Annotated in this window: 20 protein-coding genes and 1 tRNA gene; 7 read left to right on the forward strand and 14 right to left on the reverse strand. The window is 61.7% G+C overall.

The features are described from left to right. Window positions 1-51 precede the first annotated feature (51 nt). From nuoF to MKD49_RS11410, 11 genes are all read right to left on the reverse strand, one after another. Entirely contained in the window at window positions 52-1,347 is a 1,296-nt protein-coding gene (gene nuoF, locus MKD49_RS11360; RefSeq protein WP_008327658.1) for an NADH-quinone oxidoreductase subunit NuoF, read from the reverse strand. After that, window positions 1,344-1,835 carry an NADH-quinone oxidoreductase subunit NuoE gene (gene nuoE / locus MKD49_RS11365; RefSeq protein WP_006712943.1) on the reverse strand — a complete coding sequence of 164 codons (492 nt, stop codon included), beginning with the start codon at window positions 1,833-1,835 and terminating at the stop codon, window positions 1,344-1,346. Before nuoE ends, nuoF begins: the two co-directional genes overlap by 4 nt. 88 nt (window positions 1,836-1,923) lie before the next feature. Beyond that, entirely contained in the window at window positions 1,924-3,177 is a 1,254-nt protein-coding gene (locus tag MKD49_RS11370; RefSeq protein ID WP_034330584.1) for an NADH-quinone oxidoreductase subunit D, read from the reverse strand. Beyond that, a complete protein-coding gene (locus MKD49_RS11375) occupies window positions 3,177-3,773 on the reverse strand; it encodes an NADH-quinone oxidoreductase subunit C (protein ID WP_034330585.1) in 597 nt (198 codons plus the stop codon). The genes MKD49_RS11370 and MKD49_RS11375 overlap by 1 nt, the downstream gene beginning before the upstream one ends. A 9-nt stretch (window positions 3,774-3,782) precedes the next feature. Next, window positions 3,783-4,259: an NADH-quinone oxidoreductase subunit B family protein gene (locus MKD49_RS11380; RefSeq protein WP_006712940.1), complete on the reverse strand. Its 477-nt coding sequence runs from the start codon at window positions 4,257-4,259 to the stop codon at window positions 3,783-3,785. A gap of 3 nt (window positions 4,260-4,262) precedes the next feature. Beyond that, complete coding sequence (locus tag MKD49_RS11385) at window positions 4,263-4,622, reverse strand: NADH-quinone oxidoreductase subunit A (RefSeq protein WP_006712939.1); 360 nt, start codon at window positions 4,620-4,622, stop codon at window positions 4,263-4,265. A gap of 119 nt (window positions 4,623-4,741) precedes the next feature. Continuing rightward, window positions 4,742-4,826, reverse strand: a tRNA-Leu gene (locus tag MKD49_RS11390). 109 nt (window positions 4,827-4,935) lie between these two features. Further along, window positions 4,936-5,310 carry a preprotein translocase subunit SecG gene (gene secG, locus MKD49_RS11395; RefSeq protein ID WP_204725295.1) on the reverse strand — a complete coding sequence of 125 codons (375 nt, stop codon included), beginning with the start codon at window positions 5,308-5,310 and terminating at the stop codon, window positions 4,936-4,938. 88 nt (window positions 5,311-5,398) lie between these two features. Continuing rightward, window positions 5,399-6,148, reverse strand: coding sequence for a triose-phosphate isomerase (gene tpiA / locus MKD49_RS11400; RefSeq protein WP_252696309.1), 750 nt, complete (start codon window positions 6,146-6,148; stop codon window positions 5,399-5,401). Window positions 6,149-6,259: 111 nt separating this feature from the next. Then, on the reverse strand, window positions 6,260-7,237 hold the full coding sequence (locus MKD49_RS11405) for an NAD(P)H-quinone oxidoreductase (RefSeq protein WP_252696310.1): 978 nt from the start codon (window positions 7,235-7,237) through the stop codon (window positions 6,260-6,262). Window positions 7,238-7,273: 36 nt separating this feature from the next. Further along, window positions 7,274-7,846 (reverse strand): winged helix DNA-binding protein, encoded by a 573-nt coding sequence (locus MKD49_RS11410; RefSeq protein ID WP_252696311.1) that lies wholly within the window; start codon window positions 7,844-7,846, stop codon window positions 7,274-7,276. Between the two features lie 196 nt (window positions 7,847-8,042). Here MKD49_RS11410 and pxpB point away from each other — a divergent pair, with 196 nt between their 5' ends. From pxpB to MKD49_RS11440, 6 genes are all read left to right on the forward strand, one after another. After that, window positions 8,043-8,696, forward strand: a complete 654-nt coding sequence (gene pxpB / locus MKD49_RS11415; RefSeq protein WP_252696312.1) for a 5-oxoprolinase subunit PxpB — start codon at window positions 8,043-8,045, stop codon at window positions 8,694-8,696. Then, on the forward strand, window positions 8,693-9,727 hold the full coding sequence (locus MKD49_RS11420) for a biotin-dependent carboxyltransferase family protein (RefSeq protein WP_252696313.1): 1,035 nt from the start codon (window positions 8,693-8,695) through the stop codon (window positions 9,725-9,727). The genes pxpB and MKD49_RS11420 overlap by 4 nt, the downstream gene beginning before the upstream one ends. A 9-nt stretch (window positions 9,728-9,736) precedes the next feature. Next, a complete protein-coding gene (gene pxpA / locus MKD49_RS11425) occupies window positions 9,737-10,477 on the forward strand; it encodes a 5-oxoprolinase subunit PxpA (RefSeq protein ID WP_204725291.1) in 741 nt (246 codons plus the stop codon). Window positions 10,478-10,737: 260 nt separating this feature from the next. Then, window positions 10,738-11,463 carry a DUF969 domain-containing protein gene (locus tag MKD49_RS11430; RefSeq protein ID WP_013233768.1) on the forward strand — a complete coding sequence of 242 codons (726 nt, stop codon included), beginning with the start codon at window positions 10,738-10,740 and terminating at the stop codon, window positions 11,461-11,463. Beyond that, a complete protein-coding gene (locus MKD49_RS11435) occupies window positions 11,460-12,446 on the forward strand; it encodes a DUF979 domain-containing protein (RefSeq protein WP_252696314.1) in 987 nt (328 codons plus the stop codon). Before MKD49_RS11430 ends, MKD49_RS11435 begins: the two co-directional genes overlap by 4 nt. A gap of 73 nt (window positions 12,447-12,519) precedes the next feature. Further along, a complete protein-coding gene (locus tag MKD49_RS11440) occupies window positions 12,520-13,524 on the forward strand; it encodes a DUF2891 domain-containing protein (RefSeq protein WP_252696315.1) in 1,005 nt (334 codons plus the stop codon). Between the two features lie 82 nt (window positions 13,525-13,606). Here the strand turns inward: MKD49_RS11440 and MKD49_RS11445 are convergent, their stop codons facing one another. The 3 genes from MKD49_RS11445 to rpsO all read right to left on the reverse strand — a co-directional run bounded on the left by MKD49_RS11445 (window position 13,607) and on the right by rpsO (window position 17,948). Further along, the gene (locus MKD49_RS11445) at window positions 13,607-14,899 is read right to left on the reverse strand and encodes an NAD(P)/FAD-dependent oxidoreductase (RefSeq protein ID WP_252696316.1); all 1,293 of its coding nucleotides are present in this window, start codon (window positions 14,897-14,899) and stop codon (window positions 13,607-13,609) included. A gap of 307 nt (window positions 14,900-15,206) precedes the next feature. Next, window positions 15,207-17,342 carry a polyribonucleotide nucleotidyltransferase gene (gene pnp, locus MKD49_RS11450; RefSeq protein WP_252696317.1) on the reverse strand — a complete coding sequence of 712 codons (2,136 nt, stop codon included), beginning with the start codon at window positions 17,340-17,342 and terminating at the stop codon, window positions 15,207-15,209. A 336-nt stretch (window positions 17,343-17,678) separates the two neighbouring features. Continuing rightward, on the reverse strand, window positions 17,679-17,948 hold the full coding sequence (gene rpsO / locus MKD49_RS11455; RefSeq protein ID WP_006712917.1) for a 30S ribosomal protein S15: 270 nt from the start codon (window positions 17,946-17,948) through the stop codon (window positions 17,679-17,681). 219 nt (window positions 17,949-18,167) lie between these two features. On the opposite strand from rpsO, the gene MKD49_RS11460 reads away from it, so the two are divergent. Further along, window positions 18,168-18,692, forward strand: coding sequence for a hypothetical protein (locus MKD49_RS11460; RefSeq protein ID WP_121039164.1), 525 nt, complete (start codon window positions 18,168-18,170; stop codon window positions 18,690-18,692). The last annotated feature ends 87 nt before the right edge of the window (window positions 18,693-18,779 follow it).

Consider the following 18,779-nt stretch of genomic DNA (forward strand, 5'->3'; position numbering starts at 1 on the left):
AACGATACCGGCGGAAGGCTTATCGCATCCCGCCAGCATCCCCTGCCCTGTTCAGATGTAAGCCGGAACCAGGCAGTGTTTGTGCTCGATGTGGTATTCGAACTCTTCGCGGAAATTCTTCACGAACGCGCGTACCGGCATCGCCGCTGCATCACCGAGCGCACAGATGGTGCGGCCCTGGATGTTGTCGGCTACCGAGTTCAGTACGTCCAGATCTTCCATCTTGCCGTGACCGTTTTCGATACGCTCCACCATGCGGTACATCCACCCGGTGCCTTCGCGGCACGGTGTGCACTGGCCGCAGGATTCTTCATAGTAGAAGTAGGACAGGCGCAGCAGCGACTTGACCATGCAGCGCGTCTCGTCCATCACGATCACCGCGCCCGAACCCAGCATCGAGCCGGCCTTGGCGATGGCATCGTAGTCCATGGTGGTGTCCATCATGACGTCGCCACGGATCACCGGTGCGGACGAACCACCCGGGATGACGGCCTTGATCTTTTTGCCGCCGCGCATGCCACCGGCCAGTTCCAGCAAGGTGGAGAACGGGGTGCCCAGCGGGATCTCGTAGTTGCCCGGACGCTCGACGTCGCCCGAGATCGAGAAGATCTTGGTACCGCCGTTGTTGGGCTTGCCCATCTCGGCGTAGGCCTGCGGGCCTACCTTGAAGATGAAGGGCACGGCCGCAAAGGTCTCGGTGTTGTTGATGGTGGTCGGCTTGCCGTACAGGCCGAAGCTGGCCGGGAACGGCGGCTTGAAGCGCGGCTGGCCCTTCTTGCCTTCTAGCGACTCCAGCAGTGCAGTTTCTTCGCCGCAGATGTAGGCGCCATAACCGTGGTGCGCATGCAGCTGGAAGCTGAAACCGGTACCGAGGATGTTGTCACCCAGGAAGCCGGCCGCACGGGCTTCTTCCAGGGCTTCTTCGAAACGCTCGTACTCGGCGAAGATTTCACCGTGGATGTAGTTGTAGCCGACCGTGATGCCCATCGCGTAGCCGCCGATGATCATGCCTTCGATCAATGCGTGCGGATTGTAACGAATGATGTCACGGTCCTTGAAAGTGCCCGGCTCACCTTCATCTGTATTGCAGACGAGGTATTTCTGGCCCGGGAACTGGCGCGGCATGAAGCTCCACTTCAGGCCGGTCGGGAAACCCGCACCGCCGCGACCACGCAGGCCCGAGGCCTTGAGGTCGGCGATGACTTGTTCCGGAGTGATCTTCTCGTTGAGGATGCGCTTGAGCGAATCGTAGCCGCCGCGCTTGACGTAATCCTCGAGATGCCAGTTCTCGCCATTCAGGTCGGCGAGGATCAGCGGTTTGATGTGGCGGTCGTGCAGGCAGGTCATTTCTTCAGTTCCTCCAGCAGCGCGTCGATCTTTTCGTTGGACATCCAGCTGCACATTTGATGGTTGTTGACCAGCATGACCGGTGCGTCGCCGCAAGCGCCCATGCATTCGCCTTCCATCAGCGTGAACTGGCCGTCGGCCGTGGTTTCGCGATAATCGATGCCCAGCTTGTGCTTCAGGTGATGGGCAGCACGCTCGCCACCCGACAGCAGACACGGCAGGTTGGTGCACACGGTGATCTTGTGCTTGCCCACCGGGCTGGTGTTGAACATGTTGTAGAAGGTCGCGACTTCCTGCACGGCCACGGCGGGCATGCCGATGTAGTCGGCAATTTCCTGCTGCAGCTCGGCCGGCAGCCAGCCATGTTCCACCTGGGCGATGCGCAGCGCGGACATGACCGCAGACTGGCGCTGGTCCGCCGGGTATTTCGCGAGTTCGCGATCGATTTTCTTAAGGGCTTCTTGACTTAACAGCATATCGTTGGCCATCCATGCGCATCAGTACTGCGCGGTTATTGGATATTCCCCAAACTTGACGGGCTTCCTGAGAAGCCCGCCTTGACTCTTACACTTCGACTTATCGGTCGATTTCCCCGAACACAATGTCTTGCGTACCAATGATGGTGACCGCATCGGCAATCATGTGGCCCTTGGCCATTTCGTTCAGGGCTTGCAGGTGGGCAAAGCCCGGGGCACGGATCTTCAGGCGGTACGGTTTGTTGGCACCGTCGGAGACCAGATAGATACCGAATTCACCCTTGGGATGCTCGACGGCAGCATACGCTTCGCCGGCAGGCACACGGAAGCCTTCGGTGAACAGCTTGAAGTGGTGGATCAGGTCTTCCATGTTGGACTTCATGTCCGCACGTTTGGGAGGCGCGATCTTGTGGTTGTCGGTGATGACCGGGCCCGGATTGTTGCGCAGCCACTCCACACATTGCTTGATGATGCGGTTGGACTGGCGCATTTCGGCCACGCGCACCAGGTAACGGTCGTAGCAGTCGCCGTTCTTGCCGATGGGGATGTCGAAGTCCAGCAGGTCATACACTTCATACGGCTGCTTCTTGCGCAGGTCCCAGGCGATGCCCGAGCCACGCAGCATCGGACCGGTGAAGCCCATCTGCAATGCACGTTCCGGCGAGACCACGCCGACGCCCACCAGACGCTGCTTCCAGATACGGTTGTCGGTCAGCAGGGTTTCGTATTCGTCGACATAGGTCGGGAAACGATTGGTGAAATCTTCGATGAAGTCCAGCAGCGAACCCTGGCGATTTTCGTTCAGTTCGCGGATGGCCTTCTCGTTGCGCACGATGGACGCCTTGTACTGCGGCATGCTGTCCGGCAGGTCGCGGTAGACGCCGCCCGGACGGTAGTAAGCCGCGTGCATGCGGGCGCCGGAGACGGCTTCGTAGCAGTCGAACAGGTCTTCACGCTCGCGGAAGGCATACAGCAGCACGCCCATTGCGCCCACGTCCAGCGCGTGCGCGCCGATCCACATAAGGTGGTTCAGCAGGCGGGTGATTTCGTCGAACATCACACGGATGTACTGCGCGCGCAGCGGCACTTCCAGACCCAGCAGGCGCTCGATGGCCAGCACGTAACCGTGCTCGTTGCTCATCATCGAGACGTAGTCCAGGCGATCCATGTAAGGCACGGATTGCAGGAAGGTCTTCTGTTCGGCCAGCTTTTCGGTACCACGGTGCAGCAGGCCGATGTGGGGGTCGGCGCGCTGAATGACTTCACCATCCAGCTCCAGCACCAGACGCAGCACGCCGTGCGCGGCCGGGTGCTGGGGACCGAAGTTCAGCGTATAGTTTTTGATCTCTGCCATTATTTGATCCCGTAGTTTTCTTCACGAATGATGCGCGGGGTGATTTCGCGCGGCTCGATCGTTACGGGTTGATAGATGACGCGTTTCTGTTCGGCGTCGTAACGCATTTCGACATAGCCGGACACCGGGAAGTCCTTGCGGAACGGGTGGCCAATGAAGCCATAGTCGGTCAGGATGCGGCGCAGGTCGGGGTGGCCATCGAAGAGGATGCCGTAGAAGTCGAACGCTTCACGCTCGTACCAGCCAGCCGAATTCCAGATCGGATCGACCGAGGCCACGATGGGCAGGTCGTCATCCGGCGCGAACACGCGCACACGCACACGCCAGTTGTGCGAGATCGACATCAGGTGCGACACCACGGCAAAGCGCGGACCGTCCCAGGCACCATCGCCATAGGTCGAATAATCCACGCCGCACAGGTCCAGCAATTGTTCGAAACGGGTGTCGGCATGGTCGCGCAGCACGCGCATGGCCGACAGGTAGTCAGCGGCCTTGACCACCACGGTGACTTCACCGAGGGCCACGGTCAGGTTCTGAAGATACCCTCCAAGCGCATTACGCAGGGCGGCTTCGAGAGTTTCCAATTTTGTCGTCATACTGCCCTCTTAGCGCGCGATGGTGTTGGTGCGCTTGATCTTGTTCTGCAGCTGGATCACGCCATACAGCAGCGCTTCCGCCGTCGGCGGGCAACCCGGCACATACACGTCGACCGGCACGATGCGATCGCAGCCACGCACCACCGAATACGAATAGTGGTAATAGCCGCCACCATTGGCACAGGAGCCCATGGAGATCACCCAGCGCGGTTCCGGCATCTGGTCGTAGACCTTGCGCAGCGCCGGCGCCATCTTGTTGCACAGGGTGCCGGCCACGATCATCAGGTCGGACTGGCGCGGCGACGGACGGAACACCGCACCGAAGCGGTCCAGGTCGTAACGCGACGCACCGACGTGCATCATTTCAACCGCGCAGCACGCCAGACCGAAGGTCATGGGCCACAGGGATCCGGTACGGGTCCAGTTGATTACCTTATCCAGCGAGGTGGTAACAAACCCCTCATTCAATACGCCTTCAATAGACATGGCTTACTCCCAATCCAGGGCACCCTTTTTCCAGATGTACCAAAATCCGACAACAAATTCAGCGATGAAGACCATCATCGTGACGAAACCTTGCCAGCCCAGCTCACGCATGGACACGCCCCAAGGGAAGAAGAAGGCGGTTTCCAGATCAAACAGGATGAACAGGATGGCGATCAGGTAGTAGCGCACATCGAACTTCATGCGCGCATCTTCGAATGCTTCGAAACCGCATTCGTAAGGAGAAGTTTTTTGAGCGTCCGGCTTGTGCGGACCAAGAAGACGACCGAGGAGCTGGGGAGCGACACCGACACCGATGCCGACAAGAATAAACAGGAGGACTGGGAAGTAATTTTCGAGGTTCACGATTGGCCGCTATGCGTTGGTTTATCGATGGGAATGATTCTCAATATCAATCAGAAACTTCCTCGACAAAAAGCCAGCTCAGGCACTAGGACCTTCGCTGGCTTTTCATTTCATTTCTATGGTGCCGACGACGAGACTCGAACTCGTACAGCTTTCGCCACTACCCCCTCAAGATAGCGTGTCTACCAATTTCACCACGTCGGCTTGAAGCAGCTATTGTACCTTCATTTGTTACTCTTGTTCAATGCACAATCAGCGAAAAAGAAAGATTCTTCCTACTTTATTCTTCGATTATTTCAGTATCCGCAAAGGCTTATTTCGGAATCTGGTTCGACTGGTCGCCCGGCTTCGCAGCTTCGGTCGGCGCAGCAGGTGCAGCAGGTGCAGCTTGCTGTGCAGGAGCGGCCGGCGCCTGCAGATTATCCATCACGCTGCCGCTTTGTGCAGTGTGATGATTGCCGATGAAGGTCAAGCCCAGGGTTGCCACGAAGAAGATGCCGGCAGCCACCGCGGTCGACTTCGACAGGAAGTTCGACGAGCCGGTCGCACCGAAAAGACTGCCCGACGCGCCGGAGCCAAAGGCCGCACCCATGTCAGCGCCCTTGCCGTGCTGCAGCAACACCAGACCGATGATCGCCAGCGCTGCCAGCACCTGAACTACAACCACTACCAAAAACAAAGTATTCATTTAAACAAGTCCACTCTTGATGTTTCAATCGCCTGCTGCATCTGCGTCAAAGTATCGCTTCCGCAACTGACAAACCCCTTACTTCACTTCAGGCCGCTGCCTTGATGATGGCCAGAAAATCTGCCGCCTTCAATGCCGCGCCGCCGATCAGGCCGCCATCGATGTCGGCCATGGCCAGCAATTGCTCGGCGTTGTCCGGCTTCATGCTGCCGCCGTACAGGACGCGCACCTTGGCCGCCGCTTCCGCACTCTTGGCGCCGAGACGCGCACGCAGCATCGCATGCACTTCCTGGGCCATTTCCGGCGTGGCGGTCTTGCCGGTGCCAATCGCCCAGACCGGCTCGTAGGCCACCACGATGCGGGCCGCTTCTTCCACGCTCAGCGCCGCGAGTACGACGTCGAGCTGGCCACCCACGATTTCGTTGGTCTGGCCGGCTTCGCGCTGTTCCAGCGTTTCGCCCACGCAGACCACCGGCACCAGGCCAGCCTTCAATGCTGCTACCGTCTTGGCCGCCACCGCTGCGTCGGTCTCACCATGATAGGCGCGACGCTCGGAGTGACCCAGAATGACATATTGCACACCAAATTCCTGCAGCATCGCCGCAGACACCTCGCCGGTGAAGGCACCGGAAGCGTGCGCGGACATGTCCTGCGCACCCAGCGCCACGGCCGAACCGGCCACCGCGCCCTGCACTTGCGCCAGATAAGGCGCCGGCACACAGACAGCCACATCACATGCGTCAGCCGGCAGGCCTTCCTTGATACCAGCCACCAGGGCTGCATTGGCAGCCAGGCTGCCGTTCATTTTCCAGTTACCGGCTACGAGTTTGCGACGCATAGGCTGATTTCTACGAGATGGGTGTCAATTTGGATAACCTCGCATTGTAGCCGGTACAGGCGCTTGGCGCAAAGCCGGACTGTCTCGGCCGTGCGCCCTGCGCTCATCCGGTCACAGTTCCAGCATGATCTTGCCGATGTGGGCGCTCGATTCCATCATGGCGTGCGCCTGTGCCGCCTGCTCCAGCGGGAAGCGATAATGGATCACCGGCTTGATCTTGCCCGCCTCGATCAGCGGCCACACGTGCTGGCGCAAGTTCGCTGCAATGGCGGCCTTGAAGGCGATCGGGCGCGGACGCAGAGTCGAGCCGGTGATGGTCAGGCGGCGGCGCATGACCTGCCCCATGTCCAGCTCGCCCTTGCTGCCGCCCAGCTGGGCGATGAAGACCAGGCGACCATCGTCGGCCAGGGACTTGATCTCGCGCGGCAGGTAGTCGCCGCCGACCATGTCCAGAATCACGTCCACACCCTTGCCGCCAGTCAATTCCTTGACCACCGCCTCGAAATCCTCGGTTTTGTAATTGATGGCGCGTTCTGCGCCCAATTCTTCACATGCACGACACTTGTCAGCGCTGCCGGCCGTGGCAAACACGCGATGTCCCAGCGCACGGGCGATCTGGATGGCCGTCACGCCGATGCCGGAAGAACCACCTTGCACCAGCAAGGTCTCTTCACCTGACAGCTGGCCACGGTCGAAGACGTTGCTCCACACGGTGAAGTAGTTTTCCGGCAGGGCCGCTGCCTCCAGCGCGCTCAAGCCCTTGGGCACCGGCAGGCACTGGGCCAGCGGCGCCGCGCAGAACTCGGCATAGCCGCCACCCTGTACCAGCGCACAGACCAGGTCGCCCAGCTTGAAACCGCTGTCGCCCAGATCGCCGGCCACGATCTCACCAGCCACTTCCAGGCCCGGCAGGTCGGATGCGCCAGGCGGCACCGGATAGTTACCGGTGCGCTGAAACACGTCCGGGCGGTTCACGCCCGCCGCATGTACCTTGATGAGCACTTCACCTGCCTTCAACTCCGGCACGGGCCGCTCACAGGCCTGCAATACCTCGGGGCCGCCAAATTGCTTGATTTCGATTGCGCGCATGTGTCCTATCCTTCAATTCAATGGGGTGTGATGGGCTCAAAGCGAAGCCGCTGCCCGCGCCGCCGTGTCGTACAACCCGGAAGCATTGCGCAGCAGCTGGGCTGCCTCGCCGATGGCCTGGTTGGGGATGCCGCTCTCGACCTGCACCTCAATCAGGCAGCGCTCGCGCACCTCGCGGTACTTCATGCACAGCGCCTGCCCGGCTGGAGTCGTCGAAAACAGCAGTTCCTTGCCCGCCTTCTCGCTCTTGACGTAGCCGGCCTTCACCAGCTTCTTCAAGGCATAGGTGACCACGTGGGTGTCCTCGACGTTCAATACGAAGCAGATATCGGCCAGCTTTTTCTTCCGGTCCCGGTGATTGACATGATGCAGCAGCGAAACCTCGATGGCCGTCATGTCCTTGGCACCGGCGGCGGCCATGCAGCGCACCATCCAGCGGTTGAAGGCATTGCTGGCCATGATGAGGGCGTATTCCAGCTCGGAAAGCTCGGCACTGCGTTCGGACACCAGGTGCTGCGACGACACGATCTTGGTCGGGCGCGGTGCCGCGATGGCCTCCGGCAATTCAGTCAGGACGGGCTTGGACGTCTCGTTATTCTCTTGGCTCATGGGAAGCGTGGGGCTCAGGACGACAGAATGGCAACACTATAGCGCAAAGATTAAATAAATAATTTATCGACATATTGTTTATATTTTCTTTGAAATGTAATATCCGCAAAAAAGCAGGGCATCACCAGACGCACCTTGACCCCGGCAGCGGCACGACCGGGTTCTCAACAAAAATCTCAGCCGAGGCGAGAGACACATGCAGCCACCCCAGCTCCACCCCTTGGGCGACCGCGCACTGCTCTGCAGTTTGCCGGCCCCTGCCACCCTGCCCCAGCAGCAACGCATCTGGGCACTGGCCACGCTGGCCAGTGAATGGGAAGAAGTCAGCGAAGTCGTGCCCGGCATGAACAACCTGACCTTGATCACCAAGCGCCCCGTGGCCGACCTGGACATCCTGACGCAACGCGTCCTGAAGAGCTGGCCCAAACTCGGCACCACAGCCAGCGAAGGCCGCACGGTCGAGATCCCGGTGGTCTACGGCGGCAGCGCCGGTCCTGACCTGGACAACGTGGCCCGTCACACCGGCCTGTCGACCAGGGAAGTGATCGAACGCCACAGCCATGCCGAGTACGTGGTCTATTTCCTCGGCTTCCTGCCCGGCTTCGCCTACATGGGCGGGCTCGACGCCAGCCTGGCCACGCCGCGTCACACCACGCCGCGGGTGAGCATTCCGGCCGGGTCAGTCGGCATCGGCGGCGAACAGACCGGCATCTATCCGATGGCCTCCCCCGGCGGCTGGCAACTCATCGGCCGCACCGCCCTGCAACTGTTCGATCCTTCCCAGCAACCGCCGACGCTGCTGCGTCCTGGCGACCGTGTACGCTTTACCGTGGAGCGCGTGGCCTCATGATCGACATCATCCAACCCGGCATGCTGGCCTCGGTGCAGGACATGGGCCGCACCGGCCATCGCAGCCTCGGCATCCATCCCGGCGGCGCCCTCAATACGCTGGCCCTGGCCAGTGCCAACCTGCTGGTAGGCAATCCGGTTGATGCAGCCGGACTTGAAATCACCATGGGCGTGGCCGAACTGCGCTTCACCCGCGACACCCGCATTGCCCTCGGCGGTGACGACATCGGCGCCACCCTCGATGGCAAACCCGTCGCCGCCTGCTGGAGCATTCCGGTGCGCGCCGGCAGCGTGCTCAAGCTCAGCCTGGCGGCCGCCGATTCCCCCGAGCAGGCCCCGCGCCACAGCATGCGGACTTATCTCGCTGTAGCGGGTGGCATCGATGTCCCTGTGGTGCTGGGCTCACGCAGCACGGACCTGAAGGCCGGTTTCGGCGGCCATCAGGGACGCGCCCTCAAGCGTGGCGACAAGCTCCCCATCGGCGACACCAGCTCAGCCGCTGCAGCGGTCCACGGCCCCGCCTTCGGCGTGCGTTCTCCGCGCTGGAGCGGCCTGGCCCTGCGCGCCGATGAACACAGCCAGCACGTCACCCTGCGCGTGCTGCCCGGCCCCGAATTCGATCAGTTCAGCAAGACCTCGCGGGAAGCGCTGTGGTCCGACACCTGGCGCGTCACGCCCAACAGCAACCGCATGGGCTATCGCCTCGAAGGCCCGGAGCTCAAGCGCAAGCAAGGCCGCGACATGCTTTCGCATGGCGTCGTGCCGGGCGTGATCCAGGTGCCGCCCTCGGGCCAGCCCATCATCCTGATGGGCGATGCCCAGACCACCGGCGGCTATCCCAAGATCGGCGTGATCATCGGTGCCGACCTGTGGAAGCTGGCACAAGCGCCGCTGAACGGCACCCTGCGCCTGGAACCCTGCGAGCTGGCCGATGCCCTGGCCGCCGCCGAAGAACAGCAGCGCTATCTCGATTCCATCCGCGCCACGGTCGCTGCTCTGGACTGGTCGCGCGCCACGCTCTACAAGAAATAAGGGAACGTCATGCATATCGATCTGAATGCCGACCTCGGCGAAGGCTGCGACACCGACGAACAACTGCTGACCCTGGTCAGCTCCGCCAACATCGCCTGCGGCTGGCACGCTGGCGACGCCAGCACCATGCGCCGCAGCGTGCGCTGGGCGATCCAGAACCACGTGGCCATCGGCGCCCACCCCAGTTTCCCCGACCGTGAAAACTTCGGCCGCAGCGCCATGCAATTGCCGCCTGAAGAGATCGTCAGCGGCATGCTCTATCAACTCGGTGCGCTCGATGCCATCGTGCGCGCCGAAGGCGGCCGCATGACCCACGTCAAGCCGCACGGCGCGCTCTACAACCAGGCCGCCAAGGATGCCGTGCTGGCCAATGCCATCTGCGCCGCCATCCGCACCTTCAATCCGGAACTGAGCCTGTATGGCCTGGCCGGCAGCGAACTGATCGCCGCCGCCCGCCATGCCGACCTCAATGCGGTGGAAGAAGTGTTTGCCGATCGCGCCTATGAAGCCGACGGCAGCCTGGTCGCGCGCAGCAAGCCCGGCGCCATGATCGAGAACGATGCCGACGCCATCGCCCAGACCCTGATGCTGGTCAAGCAGAAAAAGGTCAAGGCCATCGACGGCAGCCTGGTCGAAGTCAATGCACAGACCGTATGCCTGCACGGAGATGGCGCGCACGCTCTGGATTTCGCGCGCCAGATTCGGGCACGCCTGCACGCCGAGCAGATTGCCGTGCGCGCGGCGATATGAAGGATTTTTCCGGCGTCGTCGCAAGACGCAGGAAAGTAGGCACCCGCAGTTGAACACGGGGTGCTGCAAGCTGTAGTTCCGTTCCGAAAACAACAAGAAAAGCCGTCAGCCTGAGGCCCGCGAGGTCGCAGGAAAAGTCACGCCCCTACTCTTTGCAGATTCCCGCAAAGCCAATACGGGCGCGGCTTTCCGCGACATCGCTGGCACGGACCTTGCACCATGGCGGCAGGATTTTTCCTCATTCACATAGGGAGTTTTTCATGGAGAGTACGACACTGTTGCCGCTGATCGGGATACCGATCGTCGTGGCCGGTTTTGCCTTGCGTTTCAACCCGCTGCTGGTGGTCACGGTCGCGGGTCTCACCACCGGCCTGTCGGTCGGCATGGACTTCGGCATGCTGCTGGAAACCTTCGGCGAGAAGTTCGTCAACAGCCGTTCGCTGGCGACCTTCCTGCTGATCCTGCCGATCATCGGCCTCTTGGAACATTACGGTCTGAAGGAACGCGCCCAGGCGTGGATCTCCAGCATCGCCAGCGCCACCTCGGCGCGCATCCTGATGCTCTACTTCATCCTGCGTGAAGGCACGGCCGCACTGGGCCTGATCTATCTCGGCGGCCAGGCGCAGACGGTGCGTCCGCTGCTGGCACCGATGGCCGAAGGCGCAGCAGTGAACGCCTATGGCGAAGACCTGCCGCAGCACATCCGCGACAAGATCAAGGCCCATGCCGCCGCCTGCGACAACATCGCCGTGTTCTTCGGCGAGGACATCTTCATCGCCTTCGGCGCGGTGCTGCTGATGGATGCCTTCCTGAAGGAAAACGGCATCACCAACATCGAGCCGCTGCACATCGGCCTGTGGGCCATCCCCACTGCCCTGTCGGCACTGGTGATCCACATGTTCCGCCTGACCCGTCTCGACGCTTCCATCCGCCGCGACGTCGATGCGTGGAAAGCTACCCAATCCGCTGCCAAGGTGTCCGCATGAATACGCTTATCTCGATCAACCGCATCTACTACCTCATCGGCATCATCGTCATGATGCTGACCGTGATGACCCTGCGTGACAAGGGCAACCCCAAGCGCTTCACCACGGCCCTGTTCTGGTTCCTGTTCGGCGCCGTGTTCCTGTTCGGCGACCTGCTGGTGGAAAGCCTGGGCAAGTCCATGGCTCACCGCATCATCGGCGGCACCGTCATCATCATCTCGCTCATCGCCGGTACCGGCATGCTCTCCATGGGCAGCTATGCGACCTCCACGCATGACGAACGGGTGGCGTCGGCCAAACGGCTGGGCAACTGGCTGTTCTTCCCGGCGGTGCTGATCCCGGTCATCACGGTGGCCTGTACCGTCCTGCTCAAGGGCGTCTCGGTCGGTGGCCTGATGCTGCTGGACCAGAAACAGCTGACCCTGGCCGCCCTGTGCGTGGCTTGCGTGTGTGCGCTCATCGCCGGTTGCGTGCTCACCCGTGGCACGCCGCTGCAAGCGGTACGCCAGTCGCGCCGACTGGTGGACTCCATCGGCTGGGCCGCGATCCTGCCGCTGATGCTGGCCATGCTCGGTGGCGTCTTCGTGGCCGCCAAGACCGGCACCTCGGTGCAGCAGGTGGTGAGCCTGTTCGTCAATCCGGACAATCGCTTCCTGGTGGTGGTGATCTACTGCGTGGGCATGGCGCTGTTCACGATGGTGATGGGCAATGCCTTCGCCGCCTTCCCGGTGATGAGCGCGGGCATCGCCCTGCCCTTCCTGATCCTGGGGCATCACGCCGATCCGGCACCGCTGGTGGCCATCGGCATGTACTCCGGCTATTGCGGCACGCTGATGACGCCCATGGCCGCGAACTACAACATCGTGCCGGCCGCGCTGCTGGAACTGAAGAACAAGTACCAGGTCATCAAGGTGCAGATCCCGACTGCACTGGCGCTGCTGACCGTGAACGTGTTCCTGATGTACTTCCTTGCCTTCCGCTGATCTGAACGGAAGGCCTGACCTGGCCGCATGCGCTGTTGCGGCCAGGTCGCCCCACTTGCTTCAAGGAGTCCCCATGCAACTCACTCTCGACCGGGCGGAACAATTTGCCCGCATGCCGCTGGCCTATCTGCGCCAGGAATATCCCAACCACATCATGCATCTGCTCAACGATGAGGGCGATGTGCTCTCCCCGCGCGCGATGCATCCTGTCTTCTACGGCTGCTATGACTGGCACTCGGCGGTGCATGGCTACTGGCTGCTGTTGCGCTGCCTGCGCCTGTATCCGTCGATGGCGGTCACTGACGAGATCACGGCGATCTTTGACGACCATTTCACACCTGAGCTCATGGAGCACGAAACGGACTATTTCCGTGCGCCCAATCGCGCCCCCTTCGAACGCCCCTACGGCTTCGGCTGGTTGCTGGCACTGGACCAGGAACTGTTGATGTCGGCCCATCCTCGTGCGGCCGAATGGCATGCTGCGATGAAACCGCTGACCACCGAGATCAGGCGTCGCCTGTTCGACTATCTGTCGAAGCTGAGCTATCCGATTCGCGTCGGCACGCACTTCAACACGGCGTTTTCACTTGCCTTGGCATTGGATTACGCGCGTCACGTCACCGATACCGAACTGGAAGCGCTGATTGTCGACTGGTCGAATCAACACTACGGCAAGGACACCGACTATCCGGCTCACTATGAACCGGGTGGTGACGAATTCATCTCTGGTGCGTTGACCGAGGCCTTGTTGATGAGCAAGGTGCTCTCGACCGATGCATTCACCGCATGGTTCGATCTGTATCTGCCCCGCATTGCCGAAGTCACCCAGATCACGCATCCCGCCTACGTCTCCGACCCGACCGATCCGAAGGTTGCGCATCTGGATGGTCTGAACCTCTCGCGCGCCTGGTGCATGAAGAACGTGCTGCGTCATCTGCCCGCCCATCACGCGGCACGCAGTGCGATCGAAGCGGCGATCCAGCGCCACATCGCGGCCTCCATCGACCAGGTGGTCGGCAGCCACTACAGCGGTGGCCACTGGCTGGCCAGCTTTGCCATGCTGGCGCTGGAAGACTGATCCACACGCCGTCCTCCCGCAAAACAAAGCCCTCGCTCCCGATCACGGAAGCGAGGGCTTTTTGCTGGAATGCAGACCGAATCTACTCAGCCACTTCCTTGCGCAAGGGCGTCTGCTCGGTGTGCGTCGGCATGGTCGCCGAGATCACTCGTGCACTGCGCTTGAAGGTGAAATACGCCCAGGCCCAATCAGCCATCACCATGATGCGGTTGCGGAAACCAATCAGGAAATACACGTGCACGAACAGCCAGAACAGCCAGGCCGGATACCCCGAGAACTTGAGCTTGCCGACCATGGCAATGGCCGCGCGGCGACCGATGGTGGCCAGCGATCCGTAGTCCTTGTAGACGAAGCTCTCGGCCGGCTGTCCGGCAATGTGATGCTTGATGTTGCGCGCGGCCACGCGGCCCATCTGCTTGGCCGCCGGTGACACGCCCGGCACCGGCTTGCCGTCCGACTGTGCGGCAGCCAGGTCACCGATCACAAACACTTCGTCGTGGCCACCGATACAGAGCTGCGGCGTGACCGGTACACGACCAGCACGGTCCACCGGTACACCCAGTTGCTTGCCCAGCGGCGAGGCCGCTACACCTGCCGACCAGATCACGGTGCGCGTGGCCAGGCTCTGCTCGCCATCGAAATTGGCATAGCGCACGCAGGTCTCATCGATGTGTACCACACGGCAACCGGTGCGCACGTCCACACCGAGCTTGTGCAGCTGTTCGCGGGCTTTCTCGGAGAGGTCCTCGGGATAGGCCCCCAGCACGCGCTCCGAGCCTTCCACCAGCACCACGCGTGCCGAATGCGGATCGATATTGCGGAATTCGCCCGAGAGCGTATGGCGCGCGATTTCCACCAGCGTACCGGCCATCTCGACGCCCGTGGCCCCGCCGCCGATGACGGTGAAGGTCAGCCATTCCTGGCGACGGCGCGCATCGGTCTCGCGCTCGGCATGTTCAAAGGCCATCAGGATGCGCTTGCGGATCTCGAAGGCATCCTCCAGCGTCTTCAGGCCCGGCGCCAGCGCGCTCCATTCATCGCGGCCGAAGTAGCTGTGCGTGGAGCCTGCGGCGACGATGAGGTAGTCATAGGACAGCTCGCTGCCGTCTTCCAGCGTGACGGACTTGCCGGCGGTATCGATCCCGGTCACCGCCGCCATCAGCGTGGTGAGGTTGCGCTGCTGCGCCAGGATGGCGCGGATCGGCGCGCTGATGGCCGGGGCCGACAGCCCGGCCGTGGCCACCTGGTACAGCAAGGGCTGGAACAGGTGGTGGTTGCTGCGATCGATCATGGTGATGCGCACATCGGCGTGGGCCAGTTCGCGCGCAGCGGCCAGACCGCCGAAGCCGCAACCGATGATGATGACGTGGGGCATTGCCTTCCTTTCAAAAGTAACGTGTTGTTCTGTCCGCGCAGGCCGGTCATGTGAATCTGGCCTGGCCGCACGGCTGTCCCCTACTCTCTATTCGGATCTGCGGATCTGCCTGTTGGCAGTACCACGCCCTCCCCTGATGAGCGCGGCACACCGGAACCTTGATGTCCCTCAAAGCAGACGGACAGAATCGCATACTTTTGGTTCTAAATCACTTGGGCAGATTGTCCGCATCCTCTTGCGCGCACAAAAAAATCCCCCGGCCTTGCGGCACGGGGGATTTCCTTGTTGCCTGTTCAGGCAGAAGGGATTACTGCGCTTCTTGCGGAGCGGCAGCGTCGCCTTCTTCGGCCTGGGCAGCCTTCATCGACAGCTTCAGGCGGCCGCGGTCATCGGTTTCCAGAACCTTGACGCGCACTTGCTGGCCTTCCTTCAGGTAGTCGGCCACGGCGTTGACGCGCTCGTTGGCGATCTGGCTGATGTGCAGCAGGCCATCCTTGCCCGGCAGGACCTGGACGATGGCGCCGAAGTCCAGCAGCTTCAGGACGGTGCCTTCGTAGATCTTGCCCACTTCCACGGAAGCGGTCAGCTCTTCGATGCGGCGCTTGGCTTCCTGGCCAGCCGACGCATCCACGGAGGCGATGGTGACCACGCCTTCGTCGCTGATGTCGATCTGGGTGCCGGTTTCTTCGGTCAGCGCACGAATGACGGCGCCGCCCTTGCCGATCACGTCACGGATCTTTTCCGGGTTGATCTTGATGGTGATCAGGCGCGGTGCGAAGTCGGACAGCTCGGCACGGCCGGCCGGAACGGCTTCCTGCATCTTGCCCAGGATGTGGTGGCGGCCTTCCTTGGCCTGCTCCAGCGCGACCTGCATGATTTCCTTGGTGATGCCCTGGATCTTGATGTCCATCTGCAGGGCGGTAATGCCGTTGGCAGTACCGGCCACCTTGAAGTCCATGTCGCCCAGGTGATCTTCATCGCCCAGGATGTCGGTCAGCACGGCAAACTTGTTGCCTTCCTTGATCAGGCCCATGGCGATGCCGGCCACGTGGGCCTTCATCGGCACGCCGGCGTCCATCAGTGCCAGGCAGCCGCCGCACACCGATGCCATCGAGGAGGAACCGTTGGACTCGGTGATTTCCGAGACCAGGCGCACCGAGTAGCTGAACTCGTCAGCAGCCGGCAGCGCGGCGATCAGCGCGCGCTTGGCCAGGCGGCCGTGGCCGATTTCGCGGCGCTTCGGGGTGCCCACGCGACCGGTTTCGCCGGTGGCGAACGGAGGCATGTTGTAGTGGAGCATGAAGCGGTCGGAGTATTCACCCAGCAGACCGTCGATCTTCTGTTCATCGCGTGCGGTACCCAAGGTCGCGATGACCAGGGCTTGCGTTTCGCCGCGGGTGAACAGGGCCGAACCGTGGGTACGCGGCAGCACGCCGGTACGGATCGAGATCGGACGCACGGTGCGGGTGTCGCGGCCGTCGATGCGGGGCTCGCCTTCCAGGATCTGTGAACGCACGATCTTGGCTTCCAGGTCGAACAGGATGGAACCGACTTCGGCAGCATCCGCAGCCACGCCGTTGTTGGCAGCGCCTTCAGCGACCAGGGCTTCGTTGACCTGGGCGGTCACGGCCTTGAGCTTTTCGGTACGGGCTTGCTTGTCCTTGGTCTGGTAGGCTTCGCGCAGCGGGCCTTCGGCCAGTTGCGAGACGCGTGCGATCAGGGCTTCGTTCTTGGCCGGGGCGGTCCACTGGACTTCCGGCTTGCCGCCGTCACGCACCAGGGCGTGGATGGCTTCGATGACAGCCTTGGACTGGTCGTGACCGAACACGACAGCGCCCAGCATGACTTCTTCGGACAGTTGATCGGCTTCCGATTCCACCATCAGCACGGCGGTTTCGGTACCGGCCACCACCAGGTCCAGCTGCGAGGACTTGAGCTGCGAGGTGGTCGGGTTCAGGACGTACTGGCCGTCGATGTAACCGACGCGGGCTGCGCCCACCGGGCCATTGAAGGGGATGCCGGCCAGCGACAGGGCTGCCGAGGCACCGATCATGGCGGGGATGTCCGGATCGATTTCAGGGTTCACCGACAGCACGTGGATGATCACCTGCACTTCGTTGAGGTAGCCTTCCGGGAACAGCGGGCGGATCGGACGATCGATCAGGCGCGAGGTCAGGGTTTCCTTTTCGGAAGGCTTGCCTTCGCGCTTGAAGAAACCGCCGGGGATGCGGCCGGCTGCATAGGTCTTCTCGATGTAGTCGACCGTCAGGGGGAAGAAGTCCTGGCCGGGCTTGGCTTCCTTGCGGGCCACCACGGTGGCCAGGATGACGGTGTCTTCCACCGACACCACCACGGCGCCAGAAGCCTGGCGAGCGATTTCGCCGGTTTCCAGGGTCACTTGATGCTGACCGTACTGGAAGGTCTTGGTTACTTTATTGAACACGGTATTTCCTTTCTTTTATGGAGCCGGCCCCGACTGTGTCCGCGGTGCACGGCTTCCTTTTGCCGACAGATTTTCAGGCGCTGTCGTTCACCTCACCACAGTGGCCGGCGAAACCGGTCACTCACGACGAACGCGGCATTGATCACACAAACAGCCTGCCGCGATGAAACGATGATGCATTCCTGCCCCGAGGGAGGGCGTTTTGCGAGGATACTTGCCCCGGCTTATGCCTGAGCTTGCGGAATCGCAAAAAACAAAATGCCCGCGTCAACGAGTGACGCAGGCATTTCGTGGTGGTCCGGGGCGCAAACCCCGGGACCCAGACGCGGAGTCAAATTACTTGCGCAGACCGAGTTTCTCGATCAGGGCGCGGTAACGATCAGCGTCCTTGTTCTTCAGGTAGGACAGCAGGCTCTTGCGACGGTTGACCATCTTGATCAGGCCACGACGGGAGTGGTGATCCTTGACGTGGGCCTTGAAGTGGCCGTTCAGGTCGTTGATGCGTGCGGTCAGCAGCGCGACTTGCACTTCCGGAGAACCGGTGTCGTTCGTGCCGCGGGCGTTTTCGGAGATAATGGCAGCCTTGGCTGCTTTTTCGATGGACATTGCTTTTACCTTTCACAAGCGGTGTGCGGAGCGTCGAAAACTGGCCTGCCCTGCATACCGTGAACAAAAAATGAGAATCCGGTCAAACCGACCGGACGCGAAATTATATAGCAAAAAACCATTCCGACCAACATCGGCAAGCACAGCCGCACTGTTTCTGCCGATGACGCTGCGTCCCTGCCACAGCCGGACGGAATGACAACTTACTCAGGAGTCGACATGCCTTCCCCCGTTTCCCTCATGCAACGCGCCCGCCCCAGGCTGGCTGCCGCCCTGCTGGCCGCTGCCGCCCTGTCCGGCTGTGCCTCGCTGCTGCAACCGCCGGTGCAGCCGGGCGAGCCCGAAGAGCAGGTCGTGGCCCGCTTGGGCGCGCCCACCAATGTGTATCCGGATGGCAACGGCCGCGTCTTTGAATACGCTGCCGGTGCCTTCGGCCAATACCAGTACATGGCCCGCATCGGTCCCGATCATCGTTTGATTTCCTACGAGCAAGTGTGGACGCTGCAGAATTTCCACGCCATCCGCGCCAAGCAGGACACCAAGCTGGATGTGCTGCGCCGCGTCGGCCGTCCCACTGAGGTGACGCGCTATGCCCGCATCCCCTTCGAGGCGTGGAACTACGGCTTCAAGGAAAGCGGCGTCTGGAATTCGCAGATGACCGTGTATTTCAACGATCAGGGCATCGTGGAGAAGATCGAGAACGGTCCTGATCCGCGTTTCGATGATTCGCGTTTCCGCAACTGAGCACGCGCATCCCCTGCCCGGCACCTGCACCTGCACCTGCACGATGAAGAAAGAAGAAAGGCTGCCCGGATCGCTCCGGGCAGCCTT

It is taken from the genome of Herbaspirillum sp. WGmk3, assembly GCF_023952535.1.
Lineage (GTDB): Bacteria > Pseudomonadota > Gammaproteobacteria > Burkholderiales > Burkholderiaceae_D > Herbaspirillum > Herbaspirillum huttiense.

What these genes read in the sequence shown, in the direction of transcription:
- secG (WP_204725295.1), bottom strand. Translation starts at nt 5,310, where the DNA reads ATGAATACTTTGTTTTTGGTAGTGGTTGTAGTTCAGGTGCTGGCAGCG.
- pxpA (WP_204725291.1), top strand. Translation starts at nt 9,737, where the DNA reads ATGCATATCGATCTGAATGCCGACCTCGGCGAAGGCTGCGACACCGAC.
- MKD49_RS11420 (WP_252696313.1), top strand. Translation starts at nt 8,693, where the DNA reads ATGATCGACATCATCCAACCCGGCATGCTGGCCTCGGTGCAGGACATG.
- MKD49_RS11410 (WP_252696311.1), bottom strand. Translation starts at nt 7,846, where the DNA reads ATGAGCCAAGAGAATAACGAGACGTCCAAGCCCGTCCTGACTGAATTG.
- MKD49_RS11405 (WP_252696310.1), bottom strand. Translation starts at nt 7,237, where the DNA reads ATGCGCGCAATCGAAATCAAGCAATTTGGCGGCCCCGAGGTATTGCAG.
- nuoE (WP_006712943.1), bottom strand. Translation starts at nt 1,835, where the DNA reads ATGGCCAACGATATGCTGTTAAGTCAAGAAGCCCTTAAGAAAATCGAT.
- MKD49_RS11370 (WP_034330584.1), bottom strand. Translation starts at nt 3,177, where the DNA reads ATGGCAGAGATCAAAAACTATACGCTGAACTTCGGTCCCCAGCACCCG.
- MKD49_RS11435 (WP_252696314.1), top strand. Translation starts at nt 11,460, where the DNA reads ATGAATACGCTTATCTCGATCAACCGCATCTACTACCTCATCGGCATC.
- MKD49_RS11460 (WP_121039164.1), top strand. Translation starts at nt 18,168, where the DNA reads ATGCCTTCCCCCGTTTCCCTCATGCAACGCGCCCGCCCCAGGCTGGCT.
- MKD49_RS11380 (WP_006712940.1), bottom strand. Translation starts at nt 4,259, where the DNA reads ATGTCTATTGAAGGCGTATTGAATGAGGGGTTTGTTACCACCTCGCTG.
- nuoF (WP_008327658.1), bottom strand. Translation starts at nt 1,347, where the DNA reads ATGACCTGCCTGCACGACCGCCACATCAAACCGCTGATCCTCGCCGAC.
- MKD49_RS11375 (WP_034330585.1), bottom strand. Translation starts at nt 3,773, where the DNA reads ATGACGACAAAATTGGAAACTCTCGAAGCCGCCCTGCGTAATGCGCTT.
- pxpB (WP_252696312.1), top strand. Translation starts at nt 8,043, where the DNA reads ATGCAGCCACCCCAGCTCCACCCCTTGGGCGACCGCGCACTGCTCTGC.
- MKD49_RS11445 (WP_252696316.1), bottom strand. Translation starts at nt 14,899, where the DNA reads ATGCCCCACGTCATCATCATCGGTTGCGGCTTCGGCGGTCTGGCCGCT.
- rpsO (WP_006712917.1), bottom strand. Translation starts at nt 17,948, where the DNA reads ATGTCCATCGAAAAAGCAGCCAAGGCTGCCATTATCTCCGAAAACGCC.
- tpiA (WP_252696309.1), bottom strand. Translation starts at nt 6,148, where the DNA reads ATGCGTCGCAAACTCGTAGCCGGTAACTGGAAAATGAACGGCAGCCTG.
- MKD49_RS11430 (WP_013233768.1), top strand. Translation starts at nt 10,738, where the DNA reads ATGGAGAGTACGACACTGTTGCCGCTGATCGGGATACCGATCGTCGTG.
- MKD49_RS11440 (WP_252696315.1), top strand. Translation starts at nt 12,520, where the DNA reads ATGCAACTCACTCTCGACCGGGCGGAACAATTTGCCCGCATGCCGCTG.